This is a genomic window from Vibrio sp. QJM3NY_26 (assembly GCF_057786005.1).
Genome location: NZ_CM173515.1, coordinates 1,164,269 through 1,190,528, shown reverse-complemented (window position 1 = coordinate 1,190,528; position 26,260 = coordinate 1,164,269). Strand labels below are relative to the sequence as shown.

26 protein-coding genes, 1 riboswitch and 1 other annotated feature are annotated in these 26,260 nt (G+C 44.3%); of the genes, 9 read left to right on the top strand and 17 right to left on the bottom strand.

Going from position 1 to position 26,260, the window contains the following annotated elements; translation table 11 throughout:
* Positions 1–12: 12 nt before the first annotated feature.
* On the bottom strand, positions 13–1,398 hold the full coding sequence (gene cysS / locus AC3CH4_RS05360) for a cysteine--tRNA ligase (protein WP_004734583.1): 1,386 nt from the start codon (positions 1,396–1,398) through the stop codon (positions 13–15).
* Positions 1,399–1,589: 191 nt separating this feature from the next.
* Here cysS and AC3CH4_RS05355 point away from each other — a divergent pair, with 191 nt between their 5' ends.
* From AC3CH4_RS05355 to AC3CH4_RS05340, 4 genes are all read left to right on the top strand, one after another.
* Positions 1,590–2,084 (top strand): peptidylprolyl isomerase, encoded by a 495-nt coding sequence (locus AC3CH4_RS05355; protein ID WP_004734582.1) that lies wholly within the window; start codon positions 1,590–1,592, stop codon positions 2,082–2,084.
* Positions 2,085–2,168: 84 nt separating this feature from the next.
* On the top strand, positions 2,169–2,903 hold the full coding sequence (gene lpxH, locus AC3CH4_RS05350; RefSeq protein ID WP_017078987.1) for a UDP-2,3-diacylglucosamine diphosphatase: 735 nt from the start codon (positions 2,169–2,171) through the stop codon (positions 2,901–2,903).
* Positions 2,904–3,026: 123 nt separating this feature from the next.
* Complete coding sequence (locus tag AC3CH4_RS05345; protein ID WP_017093549.1) at positions 3,027–4,244, top strand: EAL and HDOD domain-containing protein; 1,218 nt, start codon at positions 3,027–3,029, stop codon at positions 4,242–4,244.
* A 118-nt stretch (positions 4,245–4,362) separates the two neighbouring features.
* Positions 4,363–4,875: a YchJ family protein gene (locus AC3CH4_RS05340; protein ID WP_372244309.1), complete on the top strand. Its 513-nt coding sequence runs from the start codon at positions 4,363–4,365 to the stop codon at positions 4,873–4,875.
* Positions 4,876–5,124: 249 nt separating this feature from the next.
* On the opposite strand, the gene hisIE is transcribed toward AC3CH4_RS05340, so the two are convergent.
* From hisIE to AC3CH4_RS05295, 9 genes are all read right to left on the bottom strand, one after another.
* On the bottom strand, positions 5,125–5,775 hold the full coding sequence (hisIE, locus tag AC3CH4_RS05335; protein ID WP_004734578.1) for a bifunctional phosphoribosyl-AMP cyclohydrolase/phosphoribosyl-ATP diphosphatase HisIE: 651 nt from the start codon (positions 5,773–5,775) through the stop codon (positions 5,125–5,127).
* Positions 5,772–6,545, bottom strand: coding sequence for an imidazole glycerol phosphate synthase subunit HisF (hisF, locus tag AC3CH4_RS05330; protein WP_004734577.1), 774 nt, complete (start codon positions 6,543–6,545; stop codon positions 5,772–5,774). Before hisF ends, hisIE begins: the two co-directional genes overlap by 4 nt.
* On the bottom strand, positions 6,527–7,264 hold the full coding sequence (gene hisA, locus AC3CH4_RS05325) for a 1-(5-phosphoribosyl)-5-[(5-phosphoribosylamino)methylideneamino]imidazole-4-carboxamide isomerase (RefSeq protein WP_488524505.1): 738 nt from the start codon (positions 7,262–7,264) through the stop codon (positions 6,527–6,529). Before hisA ends, hisF begins: the two co-directional genes overlap by 19 nt.
* 43 nt (positions 7,265–7,307) lie before the next feature.
* On the bottom strand, positions 7,308–7,922 hold the full coding sequence (hisH, locus tag AC3CH4_RS05320; protein WP_004734575.1) for an imidazole glycerol phosphate synthase subunit HisH: 615 nt from the start codon (positions 7,920–7,922) through the stop codon (positions 7,308–7,310).
* Between the two features lie 24 nt (positions 7,923–7,946).
* Positions 7,947–9,035: a bifunctional histidinol-phosphatase/imidazoleglycerol-phosphate dehydratase HisB gene (gene hisB / locus AC3CH4_RS05315; protein ID WP_488524506.1), complete on the bottom strand. Its 1,089-nt coding sequence runs from the start codon at positions 9,033–9,035 to the stop codon at positions 7,947–7,949.
* Between the two features lie 131 nt (positions 9,036–9,166).
* Positions 9,167–10,207, bottom strand: coding sequence for a histidinol-phosphate transaminase (hisC, locus tag AC3CH4_RS05310; protein ID WP_102494321.1), 1,041 nt, complete (start codon positions 10,205–10,207; stop codon positions 9,167–9,169).
* Between the two features lie 9 nt (positions 10,208–10,216).
* Positions 10,217–11,536: a histidinol dehydrogenase gene (gene hisD, locus AC3CH4_RS05305; RefSeq protein WP_102271102.1), complete on the bottom strand. Its 1,320-nt coding sequence runs from the start codon at positions 11,534–11,536 to the stop codon at positions 10,217–10,219.
* Positions 11,536–12,432, bottom strand: a complete 897-nt coding sequence (gene hisG / locus AC3CH4_RS05300; RefSeq protein WP_029224816.1) for an ATP phosphoribosyltransferase — start codon at positions 12,430–12,432, stop codon at positions 11,536–11,538. Before hisG ends, hisD begins: the two co-directional genes overlap by 1 nt.
* A 53-nt stretch (positions 12,433–12,485) precedes the next feature.
* Positions 12,486–12,621, bottom strand: a sequence feature (His leader region).
* 189 nt (positions 12,622–12,810) lie between these two features.
* Entirely contained in the window at positions 12,811–14,403 is a 1,593-nt protein-coding gene (locus tag AC3CH4_RS05295) for a Na+/H+ antiporter NhaC family protein (RefSeq protein WP_102557357.1), read from the bottom strand.
* A 112-nt stretch (positions 14,404–14,515) separates the two neighbouring features.
* A riboswitch (Lysine riboswitch) is annotated at positions 14,516–14,693 on the bottom strand.
* A gap of 364 nt (positions 14,694–15,057) precedes the next feature.
* Between AC3CH4_RS05295 and AC3CH4_RS05290 the strand changes: the two genes are divergently transcribed.
* Positions 15,058–15,468 carry an H-NS family histone-like protein gene (locus tag AC3CH4_RS05290; protein ID WP_004734569.1) on the top strand — a complete coding sequence of 137 codons (411 nt, stop codon included), beginning with the start codon at positions 15,058–15,060 and terminating at the stop codon, positions 15,466–15,468.
* Between the two features lie 172 nt (positions 15,469–15,640).
* Here AC3CH4_RS05290 and AC3CH4_RS05285 read toward each other — a convergent pair whose 3' ends face one another.
* The gene (locus tag AC3CH4_RS05285) at positions 15,641–16,945 is read right to left on the bottom strand and encodes an inosine/guanosine kinase (RefSeq protein WP_004734568.1); all 1,305 of its coding nucleotides are present in this window, start codon (positions 16,943–16,945) and stop codon (positions 15,641–15,643) included.
* A gap of 102 nt (positions 16,946–17,047) precedes the next feature.
* A complete protein-coding gene (locus tag AC3CH4_RS05280; RefSeq protein WP_488518667.1) occupies positions 17,048–17,317 on the bottom strand; it encodes a hypothetical protein in 270 nt (89 codons plus the stop codon).
* A 203-nt stretch (positions 17,318–17,520) separates the two neighbouring features.
* Here AC3CH4_RS05280 and mnmA point away from each other — a divergent pair, with 203 nt between their 5' ends.
* From mnmA to purB, 3 genes are all read left to right on the top strand, one after another.
* Complete coding sequence (gene mnmA / locus AC3CH4_RS05275) at positions 17,521–18,657, top strand: tRNA 2-thiouridine(34) synthase MnmA (RefSeq protein ID WP_102517596.1); 1,137 nt, start codon at positions 17,521–17,523, stop codon at positions 18,655–18,657.
* Positions 18,658–18,705: 48 nt separating this feature from the next.
* On the top strand, positions 18,706–19,323 hold the full coding sequence (gene hflD, locus AC3CH4_RS05270) for a high frequency lysogenization protein HflD (RefSeq protein ID WP_004734565.1): 618 nt from the start codon (positions 18,706–18,708) through the stop codon (positions 19,321–19,323).
* 143 nt (positions 19,324–19,466) lie between these two features.
* Positions 19,467–20,837 (top strand): adenylosuccinate lyase, encoded by a 1,371-nt coding sequence (gene purB, locus AC3CH4_RS05265; protein ID WP_114633225.1) that lies wholly within the window; start codon positions 19,467–19,469, stop codon positions 20,835–20,837.
* A gap of 261 nt (positions 20,838–21,098) precedes the next feature.
* Here the strand turns inward: purB and htpX are convergent, their stop codons facing one another.
* The gene (htpX, locus tag AC3CH4_RS05260; protein WP_010439977.1) at positions 21,099–21,962 is read right to left on the bottom strand and encodes a protease HtpX; all 864 of its coding nucleotides are present in this window, start codon (positions 21,960–21,962) and stop codon (positions 21,099–21,101) included.
* Positions 21,963–22,239: 277 nt separating this feature from the next.
* Here htpX and AC3CH4_RS05255 point away from each other — a divergent pair, with 277 nt between their 5' ends.
* A complete protein-coding gene (locus tag AC3CH4_RS05255) occupies positions 22,240–22,407 on the top strand; it encodes a hypothetical protein (protein ID WP_017078977.1) in 168 nt (55 codons plus the stop codon).
* A gap of 110 nt (positions 22,408–22,517) precedes the next feature.
* Here AC3CH4_RS05255 and bioD read toward each other — a convergent pair whose 3' ends face one another.
* From bioD to bioB, 4 genes are read right to left on the bottom strand one after another with little or no spacing between them, the layout of a single operon-like run.
* A complete protein-coding gene (gene bioD / locus AC3CH4_RS05250) occupies positions 22,518–23,201 on the bottom strand; it encodes a dethiobiotin synthase (protein WP_029225749.1) in 684 nt (227 codons plus the stop codon).
* A complete protein-coding gene (gene bioC, locus AC3CH4_RS05245) occupies positions 23,198–24,001 on the bottom strand; it encodes a malonyl-ACP O-methyltransferase BioC (RefSeq protein ID WP_237290699.1) in 804 nt (267 codons plus the stop codon). The genes bioD and bioC overlap by 4 nt, the downstream gene beginning before the upstream one ends.
* Positions 24,002–25,213, bottom strand: coding sequence for an 8-amino-7-oxononanoate synthase (gene bioF / locus AC3CH4_RS05240; protein WP_237290821.1), 1,212 nt, complete (start codon positions 25,211–25,213; stop codon positions 24,002–24,004).
* Positions 25,200–26,252 (bottom strand): biotin synthase BioB, encoded by a 1,053-nt coding sequence (gene bioB, locus AC3CH4_RS05235; protein WP_114633222.1) that lies wholly within the window; start codon positions 26,250–26,252, stop codon positions 25,200–25,202. The genes bioF and bioB overlap by 14 nt, the downstream gene beginning before the upstream one ends.
* Between the last annotated feature and the right edge of the window lie 8 nt (positions 26,253–26,260).

Below are 26,260 nucleotides of genomic sequence, written 5' to 3'. Positions count from 1 at the left end.
TTTTTATAAGATTTACTTACGACGCCAAGTCGTACCTTCTGGGCCGTCTTCCAGAACAATGCCCAACTCGTTTAGCTTATCACGTGCAAGGTCGGCATTCGCCCAATCTTTCGAAGCACGAGAGTCGTTACGTAGCTTAATCAACGCTTCGATTTCAGCCACTTCGTCATCGTTGCCTGCCGCATCACCTTGCAAGAAAGCCTCTGGATCTTGATGAAGAATACCGATGATGTCTGCTAGTTCACGCATCAATGCACCTAGTGCACTTGCCTTTTCGACACTTTCAGTTTTGATGCGGTTGATTTCACGAGCCATTTCAAACAGTACTGAATAAGCTTCTGGAGTGTTGAAATCATCGTTCATCGCTGTAGAGAAACGAGTCACGTACTCTTCACCACCAGCCGGAGCTGCTGTAACGTCTAGGCCACGAAGTGATGTGTAGAGACGCTCAAGTGATGCACGAGCTTGGTTTAGGTTATCTTCGCTGTAGTTCAGTTGGCTGCGGTAGTGACCAGACATTAGGAAGTAACGTACTGTTTCTGCATCGTAATGCTGAAGCACGTCACGGATAGTGAAGAAGTTACCCAGTGACTTAGACATTTTTTCTCTGTCTACCATCACCATGCCACTGTGCATCCAAGTATTCACATACTGTGTGCCGTGTGCGCAGCAAGATTGTGCGATTTCGTTCTCGTGATGCGGGAACTGTAGATCTGAACCGCCACCGTGGATATCGAAGTGATTGCCAAGAATAGAAGAGTTCATCGCTGAACACTCGATGTGCCAACCCGGACGACCTGGACCCCATGGTGATTCCCACGTAGGTTCACCTGGCTTAGACATCTTCCAAAGAACGAAATCTAACGGACTACGTTTTGCAGAATCAACATCAACACGAGCACCCGCTTGAAGCTGATCAAGGTCTTGCTTTGAAAGCTTACCGTATTCGTCAAATTTCTTAACTTCGAACATCACGTCGCCGTTGCTTGCAACATAAGCAAAACCACGCTCAATTAACTTTTCAACAAGCTCAACGATTTCAGTGATGAATTCAGTCGCACGAGGCTCAACATCAGGGCGCTTCATGTTCAATGCATCGAAGTCCGCGTGCATTTCCCCGATCAGGCGCTCAGTCAGAGAATCACAAGACTCACCGTTTTCATTAGCGCGCTTGATGATTTTATCATCGATATCAGTGATGTTACGAACGAAGTTCAAATCGTAACCAAGGTAACGAAGGTAACGAGTTACTACATCGAAAGAAACAAACGTGCGGCCATGACCAATGTGACAGAGATCGTATATGGTTACCCCACAGACATACATGCCGACTTTGCCAGCTGTAATTGGTTTGAATTCCTCTTTCTGTCTTGTGAGTGTGTTATAAATTTTCAGCATGATCTCTATCTATATTTGTGTATTAATCAAAATAAGAGGTCAAGTATATCAATTCATGCGTTATTAGGTAATCCCCCAAAGCAGTAATTACCTCAAACAACCAAGTTAAGTTAATGATTTGGTGATTTGAAAGTCCGCCAACATGCGCTAGAATTCGAACTTCATATTAAAAAGACAGTAAGGTAACAATCATGATCATCCTTCACACAAATTTTGGTGACATCAAAGTTCAACTTAACGAAGAAAAAGCACCAGAAACAAGCGCAAACTTCCTACAGTATTGCCGTGACGGTTTTTACGACAACACGCTATTCCACCGTGTTATCGATGGTTTCATGGTTCAAGGCGGCGGCATGACTTCTGGCCTTAAAGAAAAAACAACTCGTGCAACTATCAAGAACGAAGCAAACAACGGCCTAGCGAACAAAGTTGGTACGCTAGCAATGGCTCGTACTATGGAACCGCATTCAGCGAGCTCTCAGTTCTTCATCAACGTTAACGACAACTCTTTCCTAAACTTCCGTAGCGAAAGCCTAGACGGTTGGGGCTACTGTGTATTCGCAGAAGTTGTTGAAGGCATGGACATCGTAAACAAGATCAAAGGTGTTAGCACTGGTTCTATGGGTATGCACCAAGATGTACCTCTAGAAGAAGTGATCATCACTGGTACTACAATCGAAGCTTAATTCATCGCTTTCGATTAGTATTAATAATTGATGACCCGATAAAATCAGGATATAGGGAGCGAATCGCTCCCTTTTTTTAGACCTATGAAAACATATTTTATATCAGACCTGCACCTTACTCCGTCACGACAAGATATCACTGACTGCTTCTTAACCTTTATGAAGAAAGAAGCCGTAGAAGCTGATGCACTTTACGTGTTAGGCGACCTTTTCGAATTCTGGATTGGTGACGACGATAAGAGTGAGTTCGCGACTTCTATCCGCCAAGCGTTTATCGACTTAGTGAAAACGGGCGTACCTTGCTACTTCACACAAGGTAACCGCGACTTTTTAGTTGGTAAAAAATTTGCCAAGCAAACGGGCGTGCAACTTCTAGATGAAGTATCAACAATCGATATCTACGGACAAAAAGCGGTGGTGTTGCATGGTGATACCCTGTGTACCGAAGATGTAAAATACCTCGCCTTCCGTGAAAAAGTGCATCAACCCTGGCTGCAATGGGTCTTCAACAGAATTCCATTTTTCATCAAGAAGAAAATTGTCTCGAAGGTTCAATCTGACATCAAAGATGACAAGCAGACCAAATCCCTCGACATCATGGATGTGACACAACAGGAAGTGGAAGATGTGATGGAACGAAACAGCGTCGATCTTATGATCCACGGCCATACTCATCGCCCTGACATCCACACCTTTAACGTCAATGATTGCACTAAAACTCGTATCGTATTGGGTGATTGGTATACGCAAGGTTCAGTGCTGGTGTTCACTCCGCAAAGTTTTGAACTACAGAATCGAGAGTTTAGCAACCGCTTTTAACATCACTCTTAAACTTTCACTTTGATTATTATTATCGGTCAGACTTTCATAGAAAGTGTATGGTAATTTCTACTGAATTAGCTATTATCTCTCTACCAGAAATAAACCGAACACAGTACCAAGTTGAAATATTCATACGTAGCGCGTCAACCAATACTCGATACAGACAAGAAAACCATAGGTTACGAGTTGCTATTCAGGGATGGTCCTAAGAACACTTTCCCTGAAGTAGAGCCGGAGCTCGCTACTAGCCGTTTGCTTTCCGATCACTTTTTATCAACTCACTATAATACGTTGGGTGATAAATTGGGGTTCGTGAACTTCCCTTATGCAAGCCTAATCAACTTAGTCCCGACTCTGTTCCCCAAAGAAAGCCTCGTTGTTGAGGTTCTTGAAGACTGCGAACCAACAGACGAACTACTTGAAGCAATAAAAGCTATCTATGACGCGGGTTACACTATCGCGTTAGACGACTTTGTACCAAGCAAAGCATGGAAGCGCTTTTTACCGTACGTTTCAATTATCAAGTTTGATATCCGTTTGATCTCAATCGCGAAAGCTTCGATGTTCATGAACTCTCTCAAAGGGTTGGATATTAAGTTCCTCGCAGAAAAAGTCGAGACTTACGATGAATATCAAGAAGCAAATAGAGCAGGCTTCACCTACTTCCAAGGTTATTTCTTCAGCAAGCCGGAAATGATTCAAACTCGCGCTCTCAACCCTGCGTTTTTGACGATTGTTCAGCTGTTAAAAGAGATTGCGCACGACCCTATCGACTTTGGCGAAGTAGAACGTTTAATTACGCTAGATGTCACGCTGTCTTACAAGTTACTTGCCTACGTGAACTCCGCAGGCGGCTCAGCAACGACCATTCGTTCATTCCGCCAAGCACTTATTTTCCTTGGCGAGCAAAAGCTGCGTAAGTTCGTTTCACTGGTAGCGATTGCCTCAGCGAAAGAAGATAAGCCGGATTCACTCTATGGTTTAGCCGTGTTACGAGCACGTGAGTGTGAACTCTTAGTAGAAAAAATGAATGTAAAGGTAGAACCCGGACAAGCCTTTTTGACCGGTATGTTCTCTCTACTTGATTCACTCTTTGACCAACCGTTACAGCAAGTCTTGGACTCAGTACCAATCGATGAAGAGATCAAGCAAGCTCTGATTCAACGAAAAGGTGTGCTGGGTGCAATTTTGGCGATGGTTATCGCTTATGAGCAAGCTCGATGGGACGAAGCAACGCGCATCCGTAAACTTCTCAAGCTAAGTGAAGCGGAACTTGGTCAAGCTTACGATGAAGCGACTACTTGGGCTCAAGAGCTGTTATCACCTTCGTTGAAATAGTTCACTTCACATTGCTGCTTCAATAGAAACTAAGCTTTGGTGAGCGATCGTTTCTTGGTAAACTCCAACGCATTCATATATGGCCTCTTAATAGAGGCCATTTTTACAGGATCTGACTATGCCTTTATGCCCATGCGGTAGCAAAAATACTTACCAACAATGTTGCGAATCAGCACACCTTAACCACAGTGCAGTTGAAACACCCGAGCAATTAATGCGCTCACGTTATTCTGCACATGTACTTGGTTTAGTTGATTATGTGGTTGCTACTTACCACCCGACTTGTAATGCAGAAGCGCAGAGAGAAGGTATTGCTGAATCCATAGATAGTGATTGGGCGGGTTTAGAAGTCATCGGTACAGCCACAGGTTCACATGAGAACGAAGGCTTTGTTGAGTTTAAAGCTTACTTCAACGATGAGGCTGAGCAGTTCTGTATGCAAGAACGTTCGCGCTTTGTTCGTGAAGACTGTCTTTGGTATTACATTGATGGCACCTTCCCTGAGCAAGAAGAACGATCAGAGCCAGAGATTGACCCGCGTCTAAACCAAACGGTTGAAAGTTTTAAAATCGGCCGCAATGACCCATGTATCTGTGGTAGCGGAAAGAAATATAAGAAGTGCTGCGGGTAAGAGCTGCGTTTAAAATACTAAAATGCTGAAAGAGATTCCTGATCTCGCCTAGGCTCCTCGGAATGACGCAAAGTCAGAGGTTAGAAAAGTGGCGTAGGACTTAGAAATCTTGAAATCTTGAAATCTTGAAATCTTGAAATCTTGAAATCTTGAAAATTAAAAAGCTAAAAAGCTAAAAAGCCCCGTAAAAATGGTTGTTTACGGGGCTTTTATCTGTCTTTTACGTGGTTTTTAAAATCTAAAGAGAGCTTACTTATGGCGCTCTTTTAATTTGTTCACCACATCGTTCATCGATAAGCCTTGGTCTTGTAAAAGAACCATCAAGTGATAAATCAAGTCTGCTGATTCACACACTAATTCCGCCTTATCGCCCGACGTCGCCGCAAGCGCGACTTCAACGCCTTCTTCGCCCACTTTTTGCGAAATACGCTTGGTGCCACGGGCATATAAACTGGCAGTATAAGAAGACTCAGGGTCTGCGTCCTTGCGGGCAGCCAGTAGCTGCTCAAGCTGATGAAGCCACACCATCTGTGTTTCTTCTTGCTTGTCGCCATCCCAACACGTTGTTGTACCTGTGTGGCACGTTGGGCCAATGGGATTAACCTTAACCAGCAAGGTATCGTTGTCACAATCCAATGACATGTTTTGCAGTTGTAATACGTTACCCGACGTTTCACCTTTGGTCCAAAGGCGCTCTTTAGTGCGAGAGAAAAACGTCACTTGGCCAGTTTCACCTGTTTTCTCGAGCGCTGCTGGGTTCATGTATCCCATCATCAGCACTTGGCTCGATTGGTAATCTTGAACAATAGCCGGCACTAAGCCATCTACTTTTTCCCAATCAATACGCTCTGACAATGCGCCTACTTCTGTTTTTGATAAGCTTACGGGTTCAAAACTCATAGTCGCACCTCTACATCTTGTTGTTTCAAATACTGTTTAAGTTCACCAATATTGATGACTTGCTTGTGGAATACCGAAGCCGCAAGTGCTCCGTCCACGTTGGTTTTTTTATAGGCTTCAGCAAAGTGCTCCATCGCACCAGCGCCACCTGATGCAATCAGGGGTACATTACACACTGAACGTACCATGTTTAACTGGTCGATATCATAGCCGTTGCGAACGCCATCTTGGTTCATCATGTTTAACACAATCTCACCTGCACCACGTTTCTGTACTTCCTGCACCCAATCTTTGGTTTCCCACTTGGTTGCTTTGGTACGCGCTTCATCGCCTGTGAATTGGTAAACCTGATATTTACCCGTCTCTTTATCGAAGTATGAATCGATACCGACAACGATACACTGCACACCAAACTTATCAGCTAGGTCAGTGATCAGCTGTGGGTTAGCCAATGCAGGCGAGTTGATGGATACTTTATCTGCACCAAACTCAAGAATACGCGCTGCATCTTCCGCGGACTTAATACCACCAGCCACACAGAAAGGAATATCAATCACTTCTGCTACGCGTTTTACCCAGCTTTTATCGACCACACGGCCATCACTTGATGCGGTAATATCGTAAAATACTAATTCATCAGCGCCCTCTTCTGCGTAGCGTTGTGCTAGCGGTACGATGTCACCAATAATTTCGTGGTTGCGGAATTGAACGCCCTTAACCACTTGCCCATCACGGACATCCAAACAGGGGATTATTCGCTTTGCCAACATGCAAATGCCTCCTCTGCTGTGAACTTGCCATCAAGCAGTGCGCGACCAACAATCACACCCGCAACGCCGCTGCCTTTCAGTGCTTCGATATCAGCTAGACTGCCAATGCCACCTGATGATTGGAATTGCACTTGTGGGTACTGCTTACAAAGATCAACATAGAGCTCTACGTTTGACCCTTCTAGCGTGCCATCACGTGAAATATCAGTACACAGAACGTGTTTAAGGCCAACCGTGAGGTAATCTTCAATTAGCGCTTCAATGGTCACGCCTGAATCTTCTTGCCAACCTGAAATCGCCACTTTACGTGTGCCGCTTTCGTCAATGTTGATGTCCAGAGCCAGCACGATTTTTTCCGCGCCGTACTTCTCCATCCAACCTTTAACCAACTCAGGTTGCTTAACTGCTGTAGAACCAACCACAACGCGCTGTGCGCCAGCTTCAAGTAGGTCGACCACATCTTGCTCGTTACGGACACCACCACCAATTTGGATATTGGCAGGCGTACTAGAAAGTAGCTTGGCGATGAGGTCAAGTTGACGAGCGGTTGTGTCTTTTGCACCCGTTAAGTCAACAAGGTGAAGCCAACCTGCGCCAGCTTGGTGATACAGATTGAACTGCTCTGCTGGATCGACTTTGTATTCTGTTACTTGCCCGTAGTCCCCTTGAAATAAGCGAACAACTTGGCCTTCAATTAAATCTAACGCGGGAATAATCATTTACATTCCTTATCTGGTAACGGTAGCCGCTGCCTAATCCTTATTACAATTCCAAGAAGTTCTGAATCAGCTTAGAGCCAGCTTTCGAAGATCGCTCTGGGTGGAATTGAACACCATAATAATTGCCACTTTGCACTGCCGCAGTGAACGGATTACCGTAATCACATTGTGCGATTGTGTAGTCACCCACTGGCATTGCGAAGCTATGTACAAAGTAGAAGTACTCGCCCTCTTCAATATCTTTGAATAGAGGGTGGTTAGGTGTCGCGGTTACTGTGTTCCAACCCATGTGTGGTAATGGCAAATCACCCGTTTCAAGTAAACGAACTTCGCCATCACACAATCCTAAGCATTCAACTAACTCGTCAGCTTTTTGGCCTTTCTCTTGAGACAGTTTGCCTAACAGCTGCATACCTAAACAGATACCCAGCAAAGGTTTCTCTACTTGTTTCACAAGACTAACAAGGTCACGCTCTTGCAAGTTTTTCATTGCCTCACTTGCTGTACCTACACCGGGTAGGAACAGCTTGTCCGCAGCTAGAACAACTTTTGGTTCTTTCGAAATTTCAACTGCGTAGCCCAGACGTTCAATCGCAAACTTCACTGAGGAAACGTTGGCACAACCAGTATCAATAATAACAACTTTTTGATCTTTCATTGTTTTTCCTTGCTAACGTTAGCCTTACAGAACGCCTTTGCTGCTTGGTAATTCATTACCTTCAACTTTGATTGCTTGGCGAAGAGTACGACCAAACGCTTTAAACAGGCTCTCAATAATGTGGTGATCATTATTACCAGCTGAAGAAAGATGCAATGTACAAGCCAATGTATCGGTTAAAGAACGGAAGAAGTGAACCACCATCTCCGTAGAAAGGTCACCCACTTGCTCGCGGCTAAACTTAGCATCAAATTTTAGGTACGGACGACCAGATAGGTCTAGAGCACACTGAGCTAAGCACTCATCCATAGGCAGGCTGAAACCGAAACGGCCGATACCACGTTTATCGCCTAATGCATCTTTAAGTGCTTGGCCTAAAGCGAGAGCGGTGTCTTCGATTGTGTGGTGATCATCAATGTGTAGGTCGCCCTGCACAGTCAGGTTCATTTGGAAACCGCCGTGTGTCGCGATTTGATCAAGCATGTGATCGAAGAAACCCATGCCAGTATCGATCTTGTTGCCACCGGTTTCATCAAGGTTTACGGCTACCTTAATATCGGTTTCTTTGGTCGTACGAACCACTTCAGCAACACGGGCATTAACCGTTAAATCTTTAACGATCTGTGGCCAGTTGAGTGTGCCTTCCGTTTCTGCATCCGGGCCGTATTGGATACCACGAATTGCCATGTTCTCAGCAAGTTGAAGATCCGTCATTCGATCGCCAATGACAACAGAGTGTTGGAAGTCGACTTTGCCGCCTTGTAGGTATTCTTTAACCATACCCAGTTTAGGCTTACGGCAAGAGCAGTTGTCTTCGTCAAAGTGAGGGCAAATAAGCACATCGTCAAACTTAACGCCTTGAGACTCAAAGAACTCCATCATCATATTGTGTGGAGCATCGAACTCTTCTTGTGGGTAGCTATCTGTGCCTAGACCATCTTGGTTAGTCACCATCACTAAACGGTAACCCGCATCTTGCAATGCCAGTAGGCTAGGGATCACTAGCGGTTCGAATTTTAGTTTGTCTAAACGGTCTACTTGAAAGTCGACTGGCGGCTCAACAATTAAGGTGCCATCACGGTCTATAAAAAGTATTTTCTGTTGTTTACTCACTTGAACTTCCTTTTAATTTTAAATCTGCTGGCCTAGCTAAAATCAAACGCTAACCCAAAATATTGGTTTCATTTGCCAGTCTGTTTTTAATCAACTCAGACTGACAAATGTTATTAATGGTAAGCCTTTCGTTACTGAAAAAAGTTACGAATGAATCCAAGTGTCTTTTCGCACTCTTCGCGGTTACCAATACTAATACGAACACAGTCTTCAATTGGCGAATTACGCAAGATGATGCCAGTGTCCCATGCCGCTTTGAACAACTCATCGCCGTTCGGGAATTTAACCAGCAAGTAGTTACCCCAACCATCAAATACCGTCACTTGAGGCATACCCAACAAACCTGCTTGCAAATACGCTCGGTTAGCACTTAAATCCAGAACTTGGAACTTCGCTCGCGCAAGCCCTTGTTCAGAAAGCGCTTGAACGGCAATGTCAGCAACTGGAATTGGAACCGGGTAAGGCGCAATCACTTTCAACAGTACATCGATAAGCGCTTTGTTTGCTAGCGTAAAGCCACAACGTAAACCCGCCAGAGCAAAAGCTTTCGACAAGGTGCGCAGAATCGCAAGGTTCGGGTATTGCTCAAGCAAGTCGACCGTTGACGCTTCTGGACAGAAATCGATATACGCTTCATCCATCACCACAATCGCTTTGTCTTGCGTCATTTCAAGCAGTTTGACGATGTCTTTGCGATCAACCAAGTTACCCGTTGGGTTGTTTGGGCTACAAACAAACACTACTTTCACGTTATCTAGTTGAGCTTCAATAGCAGGAAGATTCAATTGCCATTCAGCCGTTAAAGGCACAACCTTGCGCTCAACACCAATCGTCTCGGCACTGATAGCATACATACCGTAAGTCGGAGGGCAGTACAGAATCGAATCTTCGTTCGGCTCGCAGAAAGCTCGAATCAAAAGTTCGATACCTTCGTCAGCGCCACGAGTAGTCAGCGTTTGCTCTGATTTCACGCCTGCATATTGCGCGTAAGCATCAATCAACTCTTTCGGCTGGCATTCGCTGTAACGGTTTAGACGAGACAAGTTTAGGTTGTACTCGTTATCAAACGGAGACTCGTTAGCGTTTAGCCACACATCTCCGCTGCCACCAATGCGTCTTGCAGACAAATAAGGTGTAAGAGCCTGAACTTGTTTTCTTGCTAACTTTTCCATGCCCTACCCTTATTTCGCTTTATTTAACTGTTCAAATCGATTTAGTTTTTCAACTCGGATAGTCACAGCACGTTTGTGCGCATCCAAACCTTCGGCTTCCGCCATTGTGACTACCGTTGGCGCTAGGCCTTTCAAGCCATCAGCCGTTAACTCTTGTACCGTCATACGCTTAGAGAAATCAGCCAAACCTAAACTTGAATAGGTTTTGGTATAGCCGTAAGTAGGAAGAACATGATTTGTACCTGATGCGTAGTCACCTGCAGATTCTGGAGACCAGTCACCAAGGAAGATTGAACCGGCATTGTCTAACAACGGCAGCAATTCACGTGGGTTCTTGGTCTGAACAATCAAGTGCTCTGGACCGTAGAAGTTAGAAATCGCAATCGCTTGAGTGATCGATTCAGCAATGATGATTAGGCTTGAAGCCAATGCTTGCTGAGCGATGTTCGCACGAGACAGTTCTTTCAGTTGCTTCTGAACCGCATCGGTTACTTGGTCGGCAATAACTGGCGATGGTGTTACTAATACAACCTGTGAATCTGGGCCATGTTCAGCTTGGCTCAGTAGATCAGCAGCAATGAAGTCAGCATCCGCAGTTTCGTCTGCAATCACCATCACCTCCGATGGGCCTGCCGGCATATCAATCGCAGAACCACGGAAGTCGTTACTCACTTGGCGCTTAGCTTCCGTTACGTACGCATTACCAGGACCGAAAATTTTATCTACTTTAGAGACACTCTCCGTACCGTAAGCCATCGCCGCAACAGCTTGAGCACCACCTACATTGTAAACCTCATCGATTTTACAAAGATTAGCGACATACAAGATTTCATCCGCGATTGGCGGAGGTGAACAAAGCACTACCTTGCGGCAACCCGCGATTTGAGCGGGTACACCTAACATAAGAACCGTTGACGGAAGTGGCGCGCTGCCACCCGGAATATAAAGGCCAACAGTATTAATAGCGCGTGTCACTTGCTCACACACAACGCCTGGCTGTGTTTCAACCTTAATTGGCTGCGGCTTCTGAGCTTCGTGAAACTTAGCAATATTGCTATAAGCTTGCTCTAACGCTTGCTTCATTTCTGGTGTTAAACGAGCACATGCCTCTTCAATCTCAGTCGAGCTGACTCGAATGGATTCTGGAGTCACACGATCGAACTTTTCAGTCAGCTTTTTAAGTGCGGCATCGCCTTCATTTCGTACTTTTGCAATAACATCAGAAACAGTCGCTGTGATGTTTGCACCTTCAGTAATAGCTGGACGCTCTAGTACCGAGTCTTGCTGTGATTCACTTAAAGATTGCCAAACAACGGTTCTCATCGTCACTACCCCATCATTTTTTCGATTGGTAATACTAGAATCGAGCTTGCACCCAACTCCTTCAGCTGTTCCATAGTTTCCCAGAACAAGTTCTCAGTACTTACTAGGTGAACGGCAACTTTGTCTTTATCTGTAGATAGAGGAAGAACAGTAGGATCTTCAGCTCCAGGTAATAGCGCTTTGATTTGCTCTAGCTGAGACGTTGGCGCGTGAAGCATGATGTACTTAGACTCTTTCGCTTGTTGAACACCCTGCATACGAGTCAGTAGTTTTTCAATCAATGCTATTTTGTCTGCATCAAATTCGCCAGTGCGTTGAATCAGAGTTGCTTTAGATTGGAAGATAACTTCCGTTTCTTTCAGGCCGTTCGCTTCTAGCGTAGCGCCTGTAGAAACCAAATCTGCGATAGCGTCAGCTAGACCTGCACGAGGAGCAACTTCAACCGAACCTGTTAGCATACAAGTGCTGAATTCAACACCCTGCTCGTCCATGTAGGCTTTAAGTAGTTGTGGGTAGGTTGTCGCAATACGTTTACCCGCAAGATCTTGTGGGCCGTTGTATTCTTCATCTTTGTTGATAGCGATAGAAAGGCGGCAACCACCGAAATCTAAGCGGCGTAGAGTGCTGAATTGCGATGGCTCGTTTAGAGCGATACGGTCTAGGCGAACTTCTTCTAGTTCATTCTCGCCAATGAAACCTAGGTCAACTACACCGTCCATGATAAGACCTGGGATGTCATCATCACGAACCAGTAACAAGTCGATTGGCATATTTAGTGAATGAACAACTAACTGCTCACCCATGATGTTAAATTTAACACCACATTTTTTAAGTAGATCTTGGCACTCTTTACTTAAGCGACCTTTCTTTTGAATTGCGATTCTTAGGCGTTGTGTCTGCATTGCTGTATCCCTGTGCAAATATTTGAATTTATTGATTATTTAAAAGTGCTAAAACTAAAAAACCCTCGGAAGACTTTGTCGTCCCGAGGGTTTAAATCTAAATTCTTTGACTTAACCTCCGGGAGAATTCTTGCTCCCGGGTATACGTAAATCTCCCCGAAAGACTAGATAGGGTGATGATGGTGATGAATGTTCATTACTAATTTACGCATACTTATCGGCTCTTAGGTTGTTTGCTGTCTTGTCTCCACACTAACTAAGCTGACACCCTTTTTCAACCATTTATTCGAACTTTTTTCACGAAATTTAAAATTAAATTAACGAGCACAAAAAAAGGGAGGCAAACGCCTCCCTTTTCATTATTCAATCAAGTGATGATTAGCTTTTGCACGTCGACATTTTACAACGTGAGAAATAAGCCAATGCAAAACATACTGCCACAAACGTTAGAGACGCTGCGCCGAACGCGATGCCAGTTGATGATGTCATACCTAGAGTGATGAAGCCGATACACGATACGAACGCCACAGACAGCGCATAAGGAAGCTGAGTCGATACGTGGTCAATGTGGTTACAACGAGCACCGGTAGAAGACAGAATCGTTGTGTCTGAGATTGGAGAACAGTGGTCACCAAATACAGAACCCGCAAGAACCGCACTTAACATAGGCAGAATTAGCGCGATGTCAGAGGCTGCAGCCATGTCACCCGCGATAGGTAGCATGATACCGAACGTACCCCATGATGTACCTGTCGAGAACGCCATTAGGCCAGCAAGAAGGAACAAAATAACGGGTAGCCAGTGGTAATCAATGTTGCCCGTTGCTAGAGATGATAGGTACGAACCTGTTTTCATGTCACCGATGACAGAACCGATAGTCCAAGCGAACACAAGAATCAGGATAGCGCCAAACATAGAGCTAGCACCGATCCACATTGTTCTTGCGATATCAGACATTGGTAGCTTTTGCTTAAACACTGTCGCTAGCGCAACAAGCAGACCTAAAACACCACCGTAAACAAGAGACTTGCCTACATCTGTATTTTCGAACGCACCAAGCAGGTTAAATGCTTGACCGTCAGCAGTCAGCGCTTGGCCGCCTGTGTAAAGCATGGCAGCAACTGTTGCTACGATTAGCGATACGATTGGCATAACAAGATCAGAGACAGAACCGTTTTCGCTCTCTTGAATGTCTAGCTCTTCGTTTAGATCGTGCGCTTGCTTTTGATCGTTGTCGCCTTCAAAGCCACGGCCTTGAGAGGCTTCAATCTCATGTTCACGCATCTTACCAACGTCTAGACCGAACCATGCAACGGCAAATACCATTAATAGTGCGAACACAGCGTAGAAGTTCATTGGGATAAGACGAACGTAAGCACCCAGTGCAGAATACTCAGTCACACCGTGTGTCACTAAGATGCCACCAATAATAGTGATGATGTAAGCACCCCAACTAGAAGCCGGCATAATCACACACATTGGAGCAGCGGTAGAATCTAGAATATAAGCTAGCTTAGCGCGAGATACGTAGAAGCGGTCTGTTACAGGACGAGATATAGCACCTACCGCTAAGCTGTTGAAGTAATCATCGACAAAGATGAATACGCCTAAGAAGGCAGCAAGTAGTTTTGAACCACGTTTGCTCTTCACACGAGACTGTGCCCACTCAGCGAATGCGCGAGTACCACCAGATAGTGTGAGTAATGCAGTTGTCATTCCGAGAATAATTAGGAATGCGATGATGCTCATGTTCCAAGTGTTAATGCCACCATCTTCGATGAAAACACCAGATGCTTTAGTGAACACGTAACTAGCTGCGTTACCTACTGAGTAGTCAGCAAGTAGAATCGCACCCATAACGATACCAACACCCAAGGAAACCAATACACGGCGGGTAACAATAGCTAGAGTCAATGCAACCAAAGGAGGAAGCAGCGATAAAGGCGATGTTGCAAAATCTATTAAATTCATGATCTTCAAAAACCAGTTTTTTATTTGGCTAGAGATCTACTGCAGACAAACTTGATACGGTTTATCAAGCTCATGTTGAACTAAGCGAAAGGGAAGTGAACACTTCACCCAACCCTACAGTAGCGCTCCATAGTTTAAAATTAAGACTATGGCAGTGTTGTACCTATTGAGCACAACCCCAGCAAATTGTTTAGATATACAATTTACTTCGGCAATTACACCTTTCATTCCCGTTCATTGGCATCACCCCAACGAAAACTACTTTTTATAATTGCGCCTCTACGTGCGATAACATTATTAACTGTGCAAACCAGAGTTTAACAACAAATTAACCAAAGCATCGCATCAGGTAGCCGCAATTGTACCCATCAAGAGCAACAATGCAACATATCATTCCGACAAAAATGTCTTTTTGTTAATGAACTAATCAATAAAAAAATAGTCTACATATAGCAATTACTCCACCAGTCACATATCGATTTTTAAGATAATCTTAATAATTATTATAAATTCATCAAAAGTGAGTCGTTTCTTTTTCAACTATTCATCTCACTTTTATATTTAAATAACCAATACAAGAAATACTATTTGTTTTATTCCTAGGCACTGTTTATTATTAGGAGGATTATTTAGTTTACCTTGATGGGAAATATCATGTCTGAATTAACAAAAACACTATTAAATATCCGCAGCCTTCGTGCGTTCTCACGTGAATTAACTCTTGAGCAACTTGAAGAAGCGCTAGACAAGCTGACTATTGTTGTACAAGAGCGTCAAGAGTCTGAAGCTGAAGAACGCGCTGCTAAAGCAGAACAAGAAGCTAAGCTTTCTGCTATTGCTGAACAAATTGCAAAAGACGGAATTGATGTTGCAGATCTTATTGCTGCACTTTCTGGTGAAGCAAAATCTAAAACAACTAAAGCTAAACGTGCTCCTCGCCCAGCGAAATACAAATACGTAGACGCAAACGGCGACGAGAAAACTTGGACAGGTCAAGGCCGTACGCCTTCAGCTATCCAAGAACAACTAGATGCTGGTAAATCTCTAGAAGAGTTTGCTCTTTAAGGCATCCTGTTTGCTAAGTGAATAATCAATAAAACACTAAGCAATAGAATTAATATTAAGTCGACTAAAGTATTATTTACGGCTTCAATATATTCAGAAACAAAAAAGGCTCCTTTCGGAGCCTTTTTTATATTTCACTATTAGAAATATAAATGAAAAAGATAAAAATATCTTATCTTTCCCAGTATGCTTCTTCTAGACTGTCTTCTCTTTCAGGAAGGCCGCGAGACAAGCGAGGAGAGTGCTGAACCAACACTTCATAACTTGCACGGTTTGAATATTTACAAACTTGTGAGAAAGATGAATACGTTAAAAATGCATGTTGGTGCTTGCTAGAATTCGGTACATTTTCTTTATGATATTTATTTGCTGCCATATCATGTAATAAAGCCGACAGCGCCGCATCCCCTGCACCATTGGTATTCTTGATCTTTTCTGGACCACCCATGTAAGGCGCGATATGCGAATAGATTTTCGTTGGGTTGTCACATAACTCTTTATGTGCAGGACGGCTAAACTCATAGCGGTTAAATTCTGCAATCGAGCCTGGTAACAACGGCAATGAAGTTTCACGCTTCACCGCGTCTTCAGTATAACCCGCCATGAATAAGCCAACAGGGCCTGCTGTACACAGAACCAAGTCTACCCACTCTAATGCTTTGTCTGAAGCAGCAAGAGGATCGCTTTCACCTGTTAAGGCTTCTGCTTCGTCTTCATTCATTGCAACAACGGTTACGTGCTGTTCAAGGAAATCTTTCCAAAACTCTGGATCATCTTGAATAACGAATTTAGTACCAAGTGTTAAAACAACAGGCACATCGTATTTCTTCGCGTATTCGATCGCTTTCATTGTTGCTTCAGGCATAGGGTCACCTGGTTTACAACGAACTAAATACGCCGTTAATACTAAAGCAGAAGCACTTTTGAAAATTTTCTCAGGGATGCTTTCTGGTTTTAATTGGTTCATTTGTCCTTCGCTAATTGCGAAAGTACGTTCACCATCTTCTGTAATTAATGCAAAGCAGCGACCAATTGCGCCATCTACCCCTTGTAAATGGTTCAGATCCATTCTGCTTGATGTATTACATAAATAGCGGTAACCGTAACTACCAATTTTAATATCTTGGCTCATTACACCCAATAGCGTTGAACGGTCATCCGCAAGTACTGAATAGTTGTGCAATGTATTACCAATAGTGCCACCAGCGTATTCATTGGTGATCAGGCACTGTTCTTTTAATTCTTGATACAAGGATTCAGCAGCTTCATCACCAATAACCAGTGAGTGTCCCTTACTTAGCCCGTATTTTTCGATTAGCTCAGAACTCACTTTCGCTTCAATATCCACCAAAGTTTGGTCAATACCGATAATATGAGTACGTGACATTCTTTTGCTAGTTTGAGCTTGGCTTACTAAAGGATCACGAGCGTGAACCGGAAAATAGTGCTTTGATTTACGTTGTCCAGGGAATTTCATAAGGCTAGTCTAAGTCAAGGGGAAATAGGTGGCGGATTCTACCGCGCTATATTTAACGCGGCAATCTTTCAAACTATAGCAAACGTTTGCTAGGCTATTTTTTTATTCGCCTTCCATAAAGCTTAAGTCAGGTAGCATACCCAAATGCTCGGCGTAACGTTTTTGATTAAACTCAGCGCCGTTTTTCATTACATCAAATACTTCAATAGCCAGTGCACATGCCATAGCCGTAATCGCCTCTTCACGAGGAGTACCTGTCATCATTAAACGCATCAGCGTCTCTTTCACTTTTACAGGTTGGCCATCTTCAAGTTGGTTCTCGATAATCTCGATCAACTGTTCTTCTTGCATAAACTCATTTTGTTCAGACATTTTTTATCTCAGGTCTTGGATTTCGAGCGACTATGCCACATATAGATCTGACATCCTAGCGAGTCTCCTCGCGTTCATGCGATTCTCTAACGAAGTCAGCGCAATATTTGTGCAAATGAAACTGTGATTCCGGTCTCGGATCTGTCGCGGTGTTTCTCTTTCTGTTAGAATCTGCGACCAAGTAATAGTAACGGTGTTTAGACATGTCAGATATCAGCTCTGGAAACAGCGAAAAGAAAGTAATTGTCGGTATGTCCGGCGGTGTAGATTCGTCAGTATCGGCGTATCTTCTTCAGCAACAAGGCTATCAGGTAGAAGGCCTTTTCATGAAAAACTGGGAAGAAGATGATAACGAAGAATACTGCACGGCAGCTGAAGACCTTGCTGATGCTCAAGCGGTATGTGACAAATTAGGTATCCACCTTCACACTATCAACTTTGCCGCAGAGTACTGGGATAATGTATTCGAGTACTTTCTTGAAGAGTACAAAGCCGGTCGTACACCGAACCCAGATATCCTTTGTAATAAAGAAATCAAATTCAAAGCATTCTTAGAGTTTGCGGATGAAGTATTAGACGCAGACTACATTGCGATGGGTCATTACGTTCGTCGTACTTTCCCAACTCAAGAAGAGCTAGACGCTGGCGTGAAACCAGAAATGCTACGTGGCCTAGACGGCAATAAAGACCAAAGCTATTTCTTATACACGCTAAGTTCAGATCAAGTGGCACGCAGCCTATTCCCTGTGGGTGAATTAGAGAAGCCTGAAGTGCGCCGTATTGCTGAAGAGCAAGACTTGATCACTGCGAAGAAAAAAGACTCAACAGGTATCTGCTTTATTGGTGAGCGTAAGTTCACAGAGTTCCTTGGCAAATATCTACCGGCTCAACCAGGTAACATCGAGACACCTGAAGGCCAAGTTATTGGTCAGCACCAAGGCTTGATGTACCACACTTTGGGTCAACGTAAAGGTCTTCATATTGGCGGCACTAAAGGTGGCGGCGGTAACGAAGAACCATGGTTTGTTGGTGAAAAAGATCTTAAGCGTAATGTTCTGATCGCGGTTCAAGGTAAAGACCACCCGCTTCTTAAATCAGAAGGCTTGTTCGCATCTCAGCTTCATTGGGTTAATCGCACACCAATTACTGAAGTTATGACATGCACGGTAAAAACACGTTACCGTCAAACCGATATTCCTTGTACAATCATCCCAATTGACGATGATAACATTAAGGTTATCTTCGATGAGCCGCAAATCGCTGTAACGCCAGGCCAGTCGGCTGTGTTCTACCAAGATGAAGTCTGTCTTGGTGGTGGTATCATCGAAAAACGCATCTAATCTAATCGAACGAACAACAAACGATAGAAAACAACTAGGAGTTACTACGTGGCTAATACACTTTATGACCGTACTATTGCTTTCGCTGGAATTTGCCAAGCTGTGGCTTTGGTTCAACAAGTAGCGAAAGACGGCCGTTGTGATAAAGATGCCTTCGAAGCTTCACTCAATGCCATTTTAAATACTAACCCAGCGAACACTGTGGGTGTATTTGGCCGTGAGGCGAACCTAAAGCTAGGCCTTGAATGCTTAGTAAAAGGTATCGACAGTACTCCTGCTGGTAGCGACATTACTCGCTACATCATCAGCTTGATGGCGCTTGAACGTAAACTATCTGCTCGCAATGACTCTATGTCACAGCTTGGTGATCGTATTCAAACTGCAGAGCGTCAAACTGAGCACTTCGATCTGTTTGACGAGCAAATGATCAGCAACCTTGCGAGCATCTACTTAGATGTAGTGAGCCCTATTGGCCCTCGTATTCAGGTTTCTGGTACGCCAGCAGTACTTCAACAGACATCGAGCCAGCATAAGGTTCGTGCTCTGCTGCTATCAGGAATTCGAAGCGCTGTGTTATGGCGTCAGGTTGGCGGCAAACGTCGTCACCTTATCTTCGGTCGCAAGAAAATGATCGAGCAGGCTCAAATCCTGCTAGCTCGCATGTAATTTATTAGCTCGCGCCTCGTCGCGAGCTTGTTTTTTGTACCAATACAATTCTCGCGCAAACGATTGCGCAATATGCGTGACAATTGAGATTGTTACTGGTATAAACCTCTCAAAATTTAGAAAACTCAATTCAGGAGAACACCATGGAACTGTCAGCATTGACTGCTGTTTCACCAGTAGACGGCCGTTACGGAAGCAAGACTGTTGCATTACGCAGCATCTTTAGTGAGTTTGGCCTACTAAAGTACCGCTCTATCGTTGAAGTTCGTTGGTTACAAAAGCTTGCAGCTACAGATGCAATCAAAGAAGTACCAGCGTTCAGTGCAGAAGCTAACCAGTTTCTTGATGAACTAGCTGCTAACTTCAGTGAAGAAGATGCTCTACGTATCAAAGAGATCGAGCGCACGACTAACCACGACGTTAAAGCGGTTGAGTACTTCTTGAAAGAGAAAGTTGCTGGCGTTCCTGAACTTCACGCTGTAAACGAATTTATTCACTTTGCATGTACTTCTGAAGACATCAACAACACCTCTCACGCGCTTATGCTTAAAGAAGCTCGTGATACCGTGATTCTTCCAGAAATCCGTAACGTAATTGAAGCTATCAAAGCGCTTGCGAACGAGTACCGTGACATTCCATTACTGTCTCGTACACACGGTCAGCCTGCTTCTCCTTCTACTATGGGTAAAGAGATGGCTAACGTTGCGTACCGTATGGAACGTCAATACAAGCAAATCGAAAACGTTGAGATCCTAGCGAAAATCAACGGTGCTGTAGGTAACTACAACGCACACCTTTCTGCATACCCAGAAGTTGAATGGCACCAGTTCAGCGAAGAGTTCATCACTGAATCTCTTGGCGTAACTTGGAACCCGTACACAACTCAAATCGAACCTCACGATTACATCGCTGAGTTATTTGATGCTGTTGCTCGTTTCAATACTATCCTTCTTGACTTCGACCGTGACGTTTGGGGCTACATCGCTCTTGGTCACTTCAAGCAGAAGACTATTGCTGGCGAAATCGGTTCTTCTACAATGCCGCATAAAGTTAACCCAATTGACTTCGAAAACTCTGAAGGCAACCTTGGTCTAGCGAACGCAGTATTTAGCCACCTAGCACAAAAACTTCCAGTTTCTCGCTGGCAGCGTGACCTTACTGACTCTACAGTTCTTCGTAACTTAGGTGTGGGTGTTGGCTACGCAATCATTGCATACACTTCGACTCTGAAAGGTATTAGCAAGCTAGAAGTTAACCGTGCTGCGCTACTTGCTGAACTAGACAAAAACTGGGAAGTATTGGCTGAACCAGTACAAACAGTAATGCGTCGTTACGGCATCGAGAAGCCATACGAGAAGCTAAAAGAGCTAACTCGTGGTAAACGTGTAGATGGCGAAGGCATGCGTGCATTCATCGATGGTCTTGAAATCCCTGCAGACGAGAAAGTACGTCTAAAAGAGATGACGCCAGCGAACTACATCGGTCAAGCAATCGAGCTAACTGACAAGCTGTAAAATTCGAAGTTCGAATCACAGAATAGACTAAGGCTTCCCATGTGGAAGCCTTTTTGTTGCGTAGAACAAATGTCTCGAACAGTAGTCCCTAAGTAAACAACAGTCGTCAATCAAACCTGACTTGTCCTACTCACCTCCCCCATTCAAATACTGCAAGCCACATTAGACAAACATCCTTAAATGCCAAGATCAAAAAAGGCCTCCCGAAGGAAGCCTTTAGAATACATATTGCCACTTAACGACAGCAGCTTGTGTTAGAAATTACATGTTACGTAAAGACGCAATACGCTTATCTAGCGGTGGGTGGCTCATTAGAAGCTCTGTTAGAGACTTCTTACCATTGATACCAAATGCCATCATAGAACCTTCTAGTTGTGGCTCATGGCTCACCTTTAGACGCTCTAGCGCTGCAATCATCTTCTCTTTACCCACTAGGTTCGCTGCACCTGCATCGGCATGGAATTCACGATGACGGCTGTACCACATCGTAATGAAGCTTGCTAAGAAACCAAATACCAATTCCAACACCATAGACACACCGAAGTACACCATCATGTTGCTGCCGCCCTCTTCTTCGTTGTCATTCGACGCAACAATGTTGGCGATGAAACGAGATAGGAAGATAACGAACGTGTTCACTACACCTTGCATTAACGTCATGGTCACCATATCGCCGTTCGCGATGTGGCTCACTTCATGCGCTAATACTGCTTCAGCTTCATCACGCGTCATGTTGTGCAGCAGACCTGTTGATACTGCGACCAATGAATCGTCACGCTTAGCACCCGTCGCGAATGCGTTGATGTCTGGCGAGTCGTAGATCGCCACTGTTGGCATACCAATACCAACTTGTTGAGATTGACGGCTTACCGTCTCCATCAACCAATGTTCTGTTTCGTTACGTGGGCTTTCAATGACCATGCCGCCTACTGAGCGTAGCGCCATTTTCTTTGACATCATTAATGAGATGAATGAGCCGCCAAAACCAAACACCGCAGCCATTAACAACAAGCCTGAAAGGCTTCCTGGTTGCATACCTGTGACTGCATATACAATATTAAGAACAACACTTAGTACCAATACAACCGCAAGGTTGGTTGCAAGGAACAACATTACTCGCTTCATTACTTATCTCCGCATGAAAGCTGTTTTTATAAAACTTATTGTTATAGACAAGGCAGACAGCAATAGATTCCAACCTTGAAGACTTATACTTACTTATACATATAGTCTTAGATTAAGAAAACAAGGTTAAGCATTAAATTGCAACATTTGATTACGAGATTGTAGATGAGTTAATCACGGTCTATTAGACCTAAGTCGTATGGTGTCGATATAACAATCCGTTTACAGTGACCTCAGATGATTTATTGGCTAGTCCATGTACAAAAAGGGAAGAATCATGGTTGAAGGTACTAACACTCAAATGGCTATCGATTTACTGTGCTGTCACCTAGGGATTACTGAAGAAGAAGCAAAAAAGCAGATTGGGATCCTAACACCACAAACGGCACAGACAAAAATCACAGAAACGCAACAAGCATTAATGGGACTGACAAAAGAACATTAATCCCAAACTTGTTCAAAAGACCCGTTTTTACAAACGTATGGTCTAAAGGCTTAAAATAGCAAAAGGGCTGCAATCGCAGCCCTTTTCTTATTTAGTACACAAGGTGAGAATTAAAGCGCAAGCAAAGGCTGCACATCAATGTACTTACCAATGTTCTTAGACTTTGCTCTTGGTACGTAAGGGATTTCACCTAACTTCGGCGCACCTAGCTTGTCTTCAAGCATCGCAATAATATCAGCATAATGTTCAGTGCCTGGATTAATGCGGTTCGCTACCCAACCTACTAGGTTTAGACCATCTGCACGAATCGCTTCAGCAGTTAACAGAGCGTGGCTTAAACAACCCAGCTTAATACCAACAGTTAGGACAACTGGAAGCTGCTCTTTCTTTACCCAACTAGATAAGTATTCGTCATCTGAAACGGGTACACGCCAACCACCAGCACCTTCAACTAAAACGATGTCAGAGTTTTGCTTATGCTGTTCTAGCTTCGCTGATAATACCGCTTCATCAACCACGACACCGTCATGCTTTGCCGCGATGTGAGGCGATGATGGTAGCAACAATGCATACGGGTTAACGTCTTCGTAAGCAACATCTTGCGTCGCAGCTTCTTGAAGGTGCAATGCATCACTGTTACGTAACCCTTCTGGGTATTGTTCACACCCTGCAGCAACTGGTTTATAACCAATTGTTGATAAATCCTGTGCGGCCAAAGCTTGAAGAATCGCTTTTGAAACCACAGTTTTTCCCACTTCGGTATCCGTACCTGCAATGAATAATGCATCAATCATAATTGAATAACCCCTAAACAAACTTGATATGTTGCTGGTAAGAAACCTTGATGGTTTTTAAACTCTCGATATTCCCGTTCAACAAGCTGCAACATGCGGCGACTTGTTAAACCTTGTGAGCGACCACTTACGTGATTAGCGCCGATACCTTTAAGGTCGCGCATCAGTTCAAACGCAGTGTCGTACCAAACGGTGATGGTGGGCAAGTCTAGTTGATGAGCAGTACAGCTAGATTGCGCTAACGCAATTTTTACCTGATTGATTGTAATAAAATGGTTAACGTGTTGATGTGCGTCAATTTTGGACCATGATTTTTCCAGTTCAAACAGTGACCCATCAAGCAAAGTTGAGAAAATCACACGTCCGCCAACCGCTACAACGCGCTTCATCTCTTTTAAAGGTGAGGATAAATCATCGCACCATTGCAACGCTAAGCTTGAAAAAACGATGTCAAAACACCCATCTTCAAACGGCAATTGTTCAGCATCGGCTTGTTGATATAAAGAAACCGATGCACCACAGCGCTGCTCTGCCCTTTCTAACATTCCAACAGAAAGATCAGCACACACCACTTCAGCACCACGCTTTACCATCTGCTCAGAGAAGTAACCAGTACCACAACCTAAATCGAGCACCTTTAAGCCAGAGAGGTCTCTCGGTAGCTCGTCTAGGAGTCTGTGACCAACATCGCGCTGAAACTCAGCGTGCTTGTCATACGTTGTCGCTGCTTTACCGAAGGCTTCGGCAATCGCACTCTTATCGTGGCCTACGTAATTATGCACTACTGCTTCTTGTGACATTTACTGAGCCTCTTTCTTTAATTCAAAGCTTGGTTCTATGCTTGGCTTGCTTCCAGAGTCGTTGCTTCGCTCTATTGCTTGAAGCAACGAGTCAGTTAACTGAAGAATCTGTTCCTGACTGTGATTGGCCGTTAACGTAATTCGTAAACGAGCAGTCCCTGTCGGAACGGTTGGTGGCCTTATCGCTGTTACCCAAACTTGGTTACGCTTTAATTCTTCGGCAATAGATAATGCAGCTTGGGCTTCGCCAATAACGAACGGCTTGATTGGAGTCTGAGTATCAATAAAGCCTTTCACGCCACTCATCTGCTCAGCATAAAGGGCGCCAAGTTCTGTCAACTTCTCACGACGCCACTCTTGCGTCTGAATCATCTTACAAGCATGAGACAAAGCCACCGCTTGTGAAGGGGGTATCGCTGTCGAATACACATGATGACGAGCAAACTGAGTTAAGTAGTCACCCACCTCTGACGAACAAAGAATCGCAGCTCCGGAAAGGCCGAATGCTTTACCAAAGGTCACCACCAAGATATCAGGTGAGACTTGTGCCGCACTGGAGCTCCCAGCCCCTTTATCACCTAATACGCCGATACCGTGGGCATCATCAACCGCCAACCAACTGTCGTATCGATGAGTCAGGTTAAATATCTGGCTAAGAGGCGCTTCGTCGCCATCCATGCTAAACACACCTTCAGTAACGACTAACGATTGTGGAGAGCGGCTTAGTAAAGACTCGAGGTGCTGAGTATCGTTGTGCTTGAAACGTTTCATTGTCGCAGGAGAAAGCATCCCCGCTTCCATCAAGGAGGCGTGGTTAAGTTTGTCTTGCAACAGAGAGTCGTCTTTTTCGAGCAGAGAAAACAACAAAGCTTGATTAGCACTGAAACCAGAACTAAAGAGAATGGCACGTTCAAAGCCAAGCCATTCACACAGCTGAGTCTCTAAATTTCGATGAGCAGGACTAAAACCTGTGACCAATGGCGATGCCGCACTGCCAGCACCATATTGGGAAAGTCCGGTTTGCCATGCATCAACCAGTTCAGGATCGTTTGCCAAGCCTAGGTAATCATTACTCGAAAAGTTAATGAAGCTAGAACCTTCACTATTAAGCAAAGGGCTATTGCTGTTTTCGAGTACCTTAAGTTGACGAGTTAACCCTTGCTCACGACGATGAGCAAGGGCACTTTTGATGCGAGATTTAAACAGTGGCATCGTAGAACATGTCATCTTTCGTTGGACGAGCAGCAACGCGCTCCACCACTTGATCTAACAGTTCATTTTCTTGAATTTCGTCAGGCTTTTGAGCCACCTGTTGGCTATTGATACCCAGCTTCTTAAACAACTGCATATCCGTGTCTTCGTCTGGGTTTGGCGTAGTCAGTAGCTTACAGCCGTAGAAGATAGAATTTGCACCCGCCATGAAACACATCGCTTGCATCTGTTCATTCATGTTCTCACGACCTGCAGATAGACGAACCGCAGACATTGGCATCATGATGCGAGCAATCGCAATCAACTTAATAAAGTCAAAAGACTCAACATCATCGACGTTTTCCATCGGTGTGCCTTTCACTTTTACCAGCATGTTGATTGGTACACTTTCAGGGTGGACTGGAAGGTTCGCTAGCTCGACAAGTAGACCTGCACGGTCATTAGTGCTTTCGCCCATACCAATAATGCCACCAGAACAGATCTTCATACCGGCATCACGCACGTGAGATAAGGTATCTAAACGATCTTGGTAAGTACGAGTAGTAATAATGCTGCCGTAGAATTCAGGAGACGTATCAAGGTTATGGTTGTAGTAATCCAAACCTGCGTCCGCTAACTCACCTGCTTGATCTGGCGTTAGCATACCCAGTGTCATACACGTTTCTAGACCCATGCCTTTCACACCTTTGATCATGTCAGTTAGGTGAGGCATATCGCGCTCTTTCGGGTTTTTCCATGCCGCGCCCATGCAGAAACGAGTCGAACCCGCGTTCTTAGCTTTTAGCGCCGCATCCAAAACACGCTCGACTTCCATTAAGCGTTCTTTGTCGACATCTGTTCGGTAGTGAGCACTTTGAGGGCAGTACTTACAATCTTCAGGGCAAGCACCGGTCTTAATCGATAACAGCGTACTCACCTGCACGTGGTTGTGCTCTTGGTACTGTCTATGAACAACTTGAGCTTCAAACATTAAATCCATAAACGGTTTTTCAAGCAGCGCTGTTACTTCAGCAACTGTCCAGTCATGACGAACTTCCACGTGTCGAT

Excerpts from the sequence above, each read along its gene's own strand:
- cysS (WP_004734583.1), bottom strand. The coding sequence starts at position 1,398 with ATGCTGAAAATTTATAACACACTCACAAGACAGAAAGAGGAATTCAAA.
- AC3CH4_RS05355 (WP_004734582.1), top strand. The coding sequence starts at position 1,590 with ATGATCATCCTTCACACAAATTTTGGTGACATCAAAGTTCAACTTAAC.
- lpxH (WP_017078987.1), top strand. The coding sequence starts at position 2,169 with ATGAAAACATATTTTATATCAGACCTGCACCTTACTCCGTCACGACAA.
- AC3CH4_RS05340 (WP_372244309.1), top strand. The coding sequence starts at position 4,363 with ATGCCTTTATGCCCATGCGGTAGCAAAAATACTTACCAACAATGTTGC.
- hisIE (WP_004734578.1), bottom strand. The coding sequence starts at position 5,775 with ATGAGTTTTGAACCCGTAAGCTTATCAAAAACAGAAGTAGGCGCATTG.
- hisF (WP_004734577.1), bottom strand. The coding sequence starts at position 6,545 with ATGTTGGCAAAGCGAATAATCCCCTGTTTGGATGTCCGTGATGGGCAA.
- hisA (WP_488524505.1), bottom strand. The coding sequence starts at position 7,264 with ATGATTATTCCCGCGTTAGATTTAATTGAAGGCCAAGTTGTTCGCTTA.
- hisH (WP_004734575.1), bottom strand. The coding sequence starts at position 7,922 with ATGAAAGATCAAAAAGTTGTTATTATTGATACTGGTTGTGCCAACGTT.
- hisC (WP_102494321.1), bottom strand. The coding sequence starts at position 10,207 with ATGGAAAAGTTAGCAAGAAAACAAGTTCAGGCTCTTACACCTTATTTG.
- hisG (WP_029224816.1), bottom strand. The coding sequence starts at position 12,432 with ATGCAGACACAACGCCTAAGAATCGCAATTCAAAAGAAAGGTCGCTTA.
- AC3CH4_RS05295 (WP_102557357.1), bottom strand. The coding sequence starts at position 14,403 with ATGAATTTAATAGATTTTGCAACATCGCCTTTATCGCTGCTTCCTCCT.
- AC3CH4_RS05290 (WP_004734569.1), top strand. The coding sequence starts at position 15,058 with ATGTCTGAATTAACAAAAACACTATTAAATATCCGCAGCCTTCGTGCG.
- AC3CH4_RS05285 (WP_004734568.1), bottom strand. The coding sequence starts at position 16,945 with ATGAAATTCCCTGGACAACGTAAATCAAAGCACTATTTTCCGGTTCAC.
- AC3CH4_RS05280 (WP_488518667.1), bottom strand. The coding sequence starts at position 17,317 with ATGTCTGAACAAAATGAGTTTATGCAAGAAGAACAGTTGATCGAGATT.
- mnmA (WP_102517596.1), top strand. The coding sequence starts at position 17,521 with ATGTCAGATATCAGCTCTGGAAACAGCGAAAAGAAAGTAATTGTCGGT.
- purB (WP_114633225.1), top strand. The coding sequence starts at position 19,467 with ATGGAACTGTCAGCATTGACTGCTGTTTCACCAGTAGACGGCCGTTAC.
- htpX (WP_010439977.1), bottom strand. The coding sequence starts at position 21,962 with ATGAAGCGAGTAATGTTGTTCCTTGCAACCAACCTTGCGGTTGTATTG.
- AC3CH4_RS05255 (WP_017078977.1), top strand. The coding sequence starts at position 22,240 with ATGGTTGAAGGTACTAACACTCAAATGGCTATCGATTTACTGTGCTGT.
- bioD (WP_029225749.1), bottom strand. The coding sequence starts at position 23,201 with ATGATTGATGCATTATTCATTGCAGGTACGGATACCGAAGTGGGAAAA.
- bioC (WP_237290699.1), bottom strand. The coding sequence starts at position 24,001 with ATGTCACAAGAAGCAGTAGTGCATAATTACGTAGGCCACGATAAGAGT.
- bioF (WP_237290821.1), bottom strand. The coding sequence starts at position 25,213 with ATGCCACTGTTTAAATCTCGCATCAAAAGTGCCCTTGCTCATCGTCGT.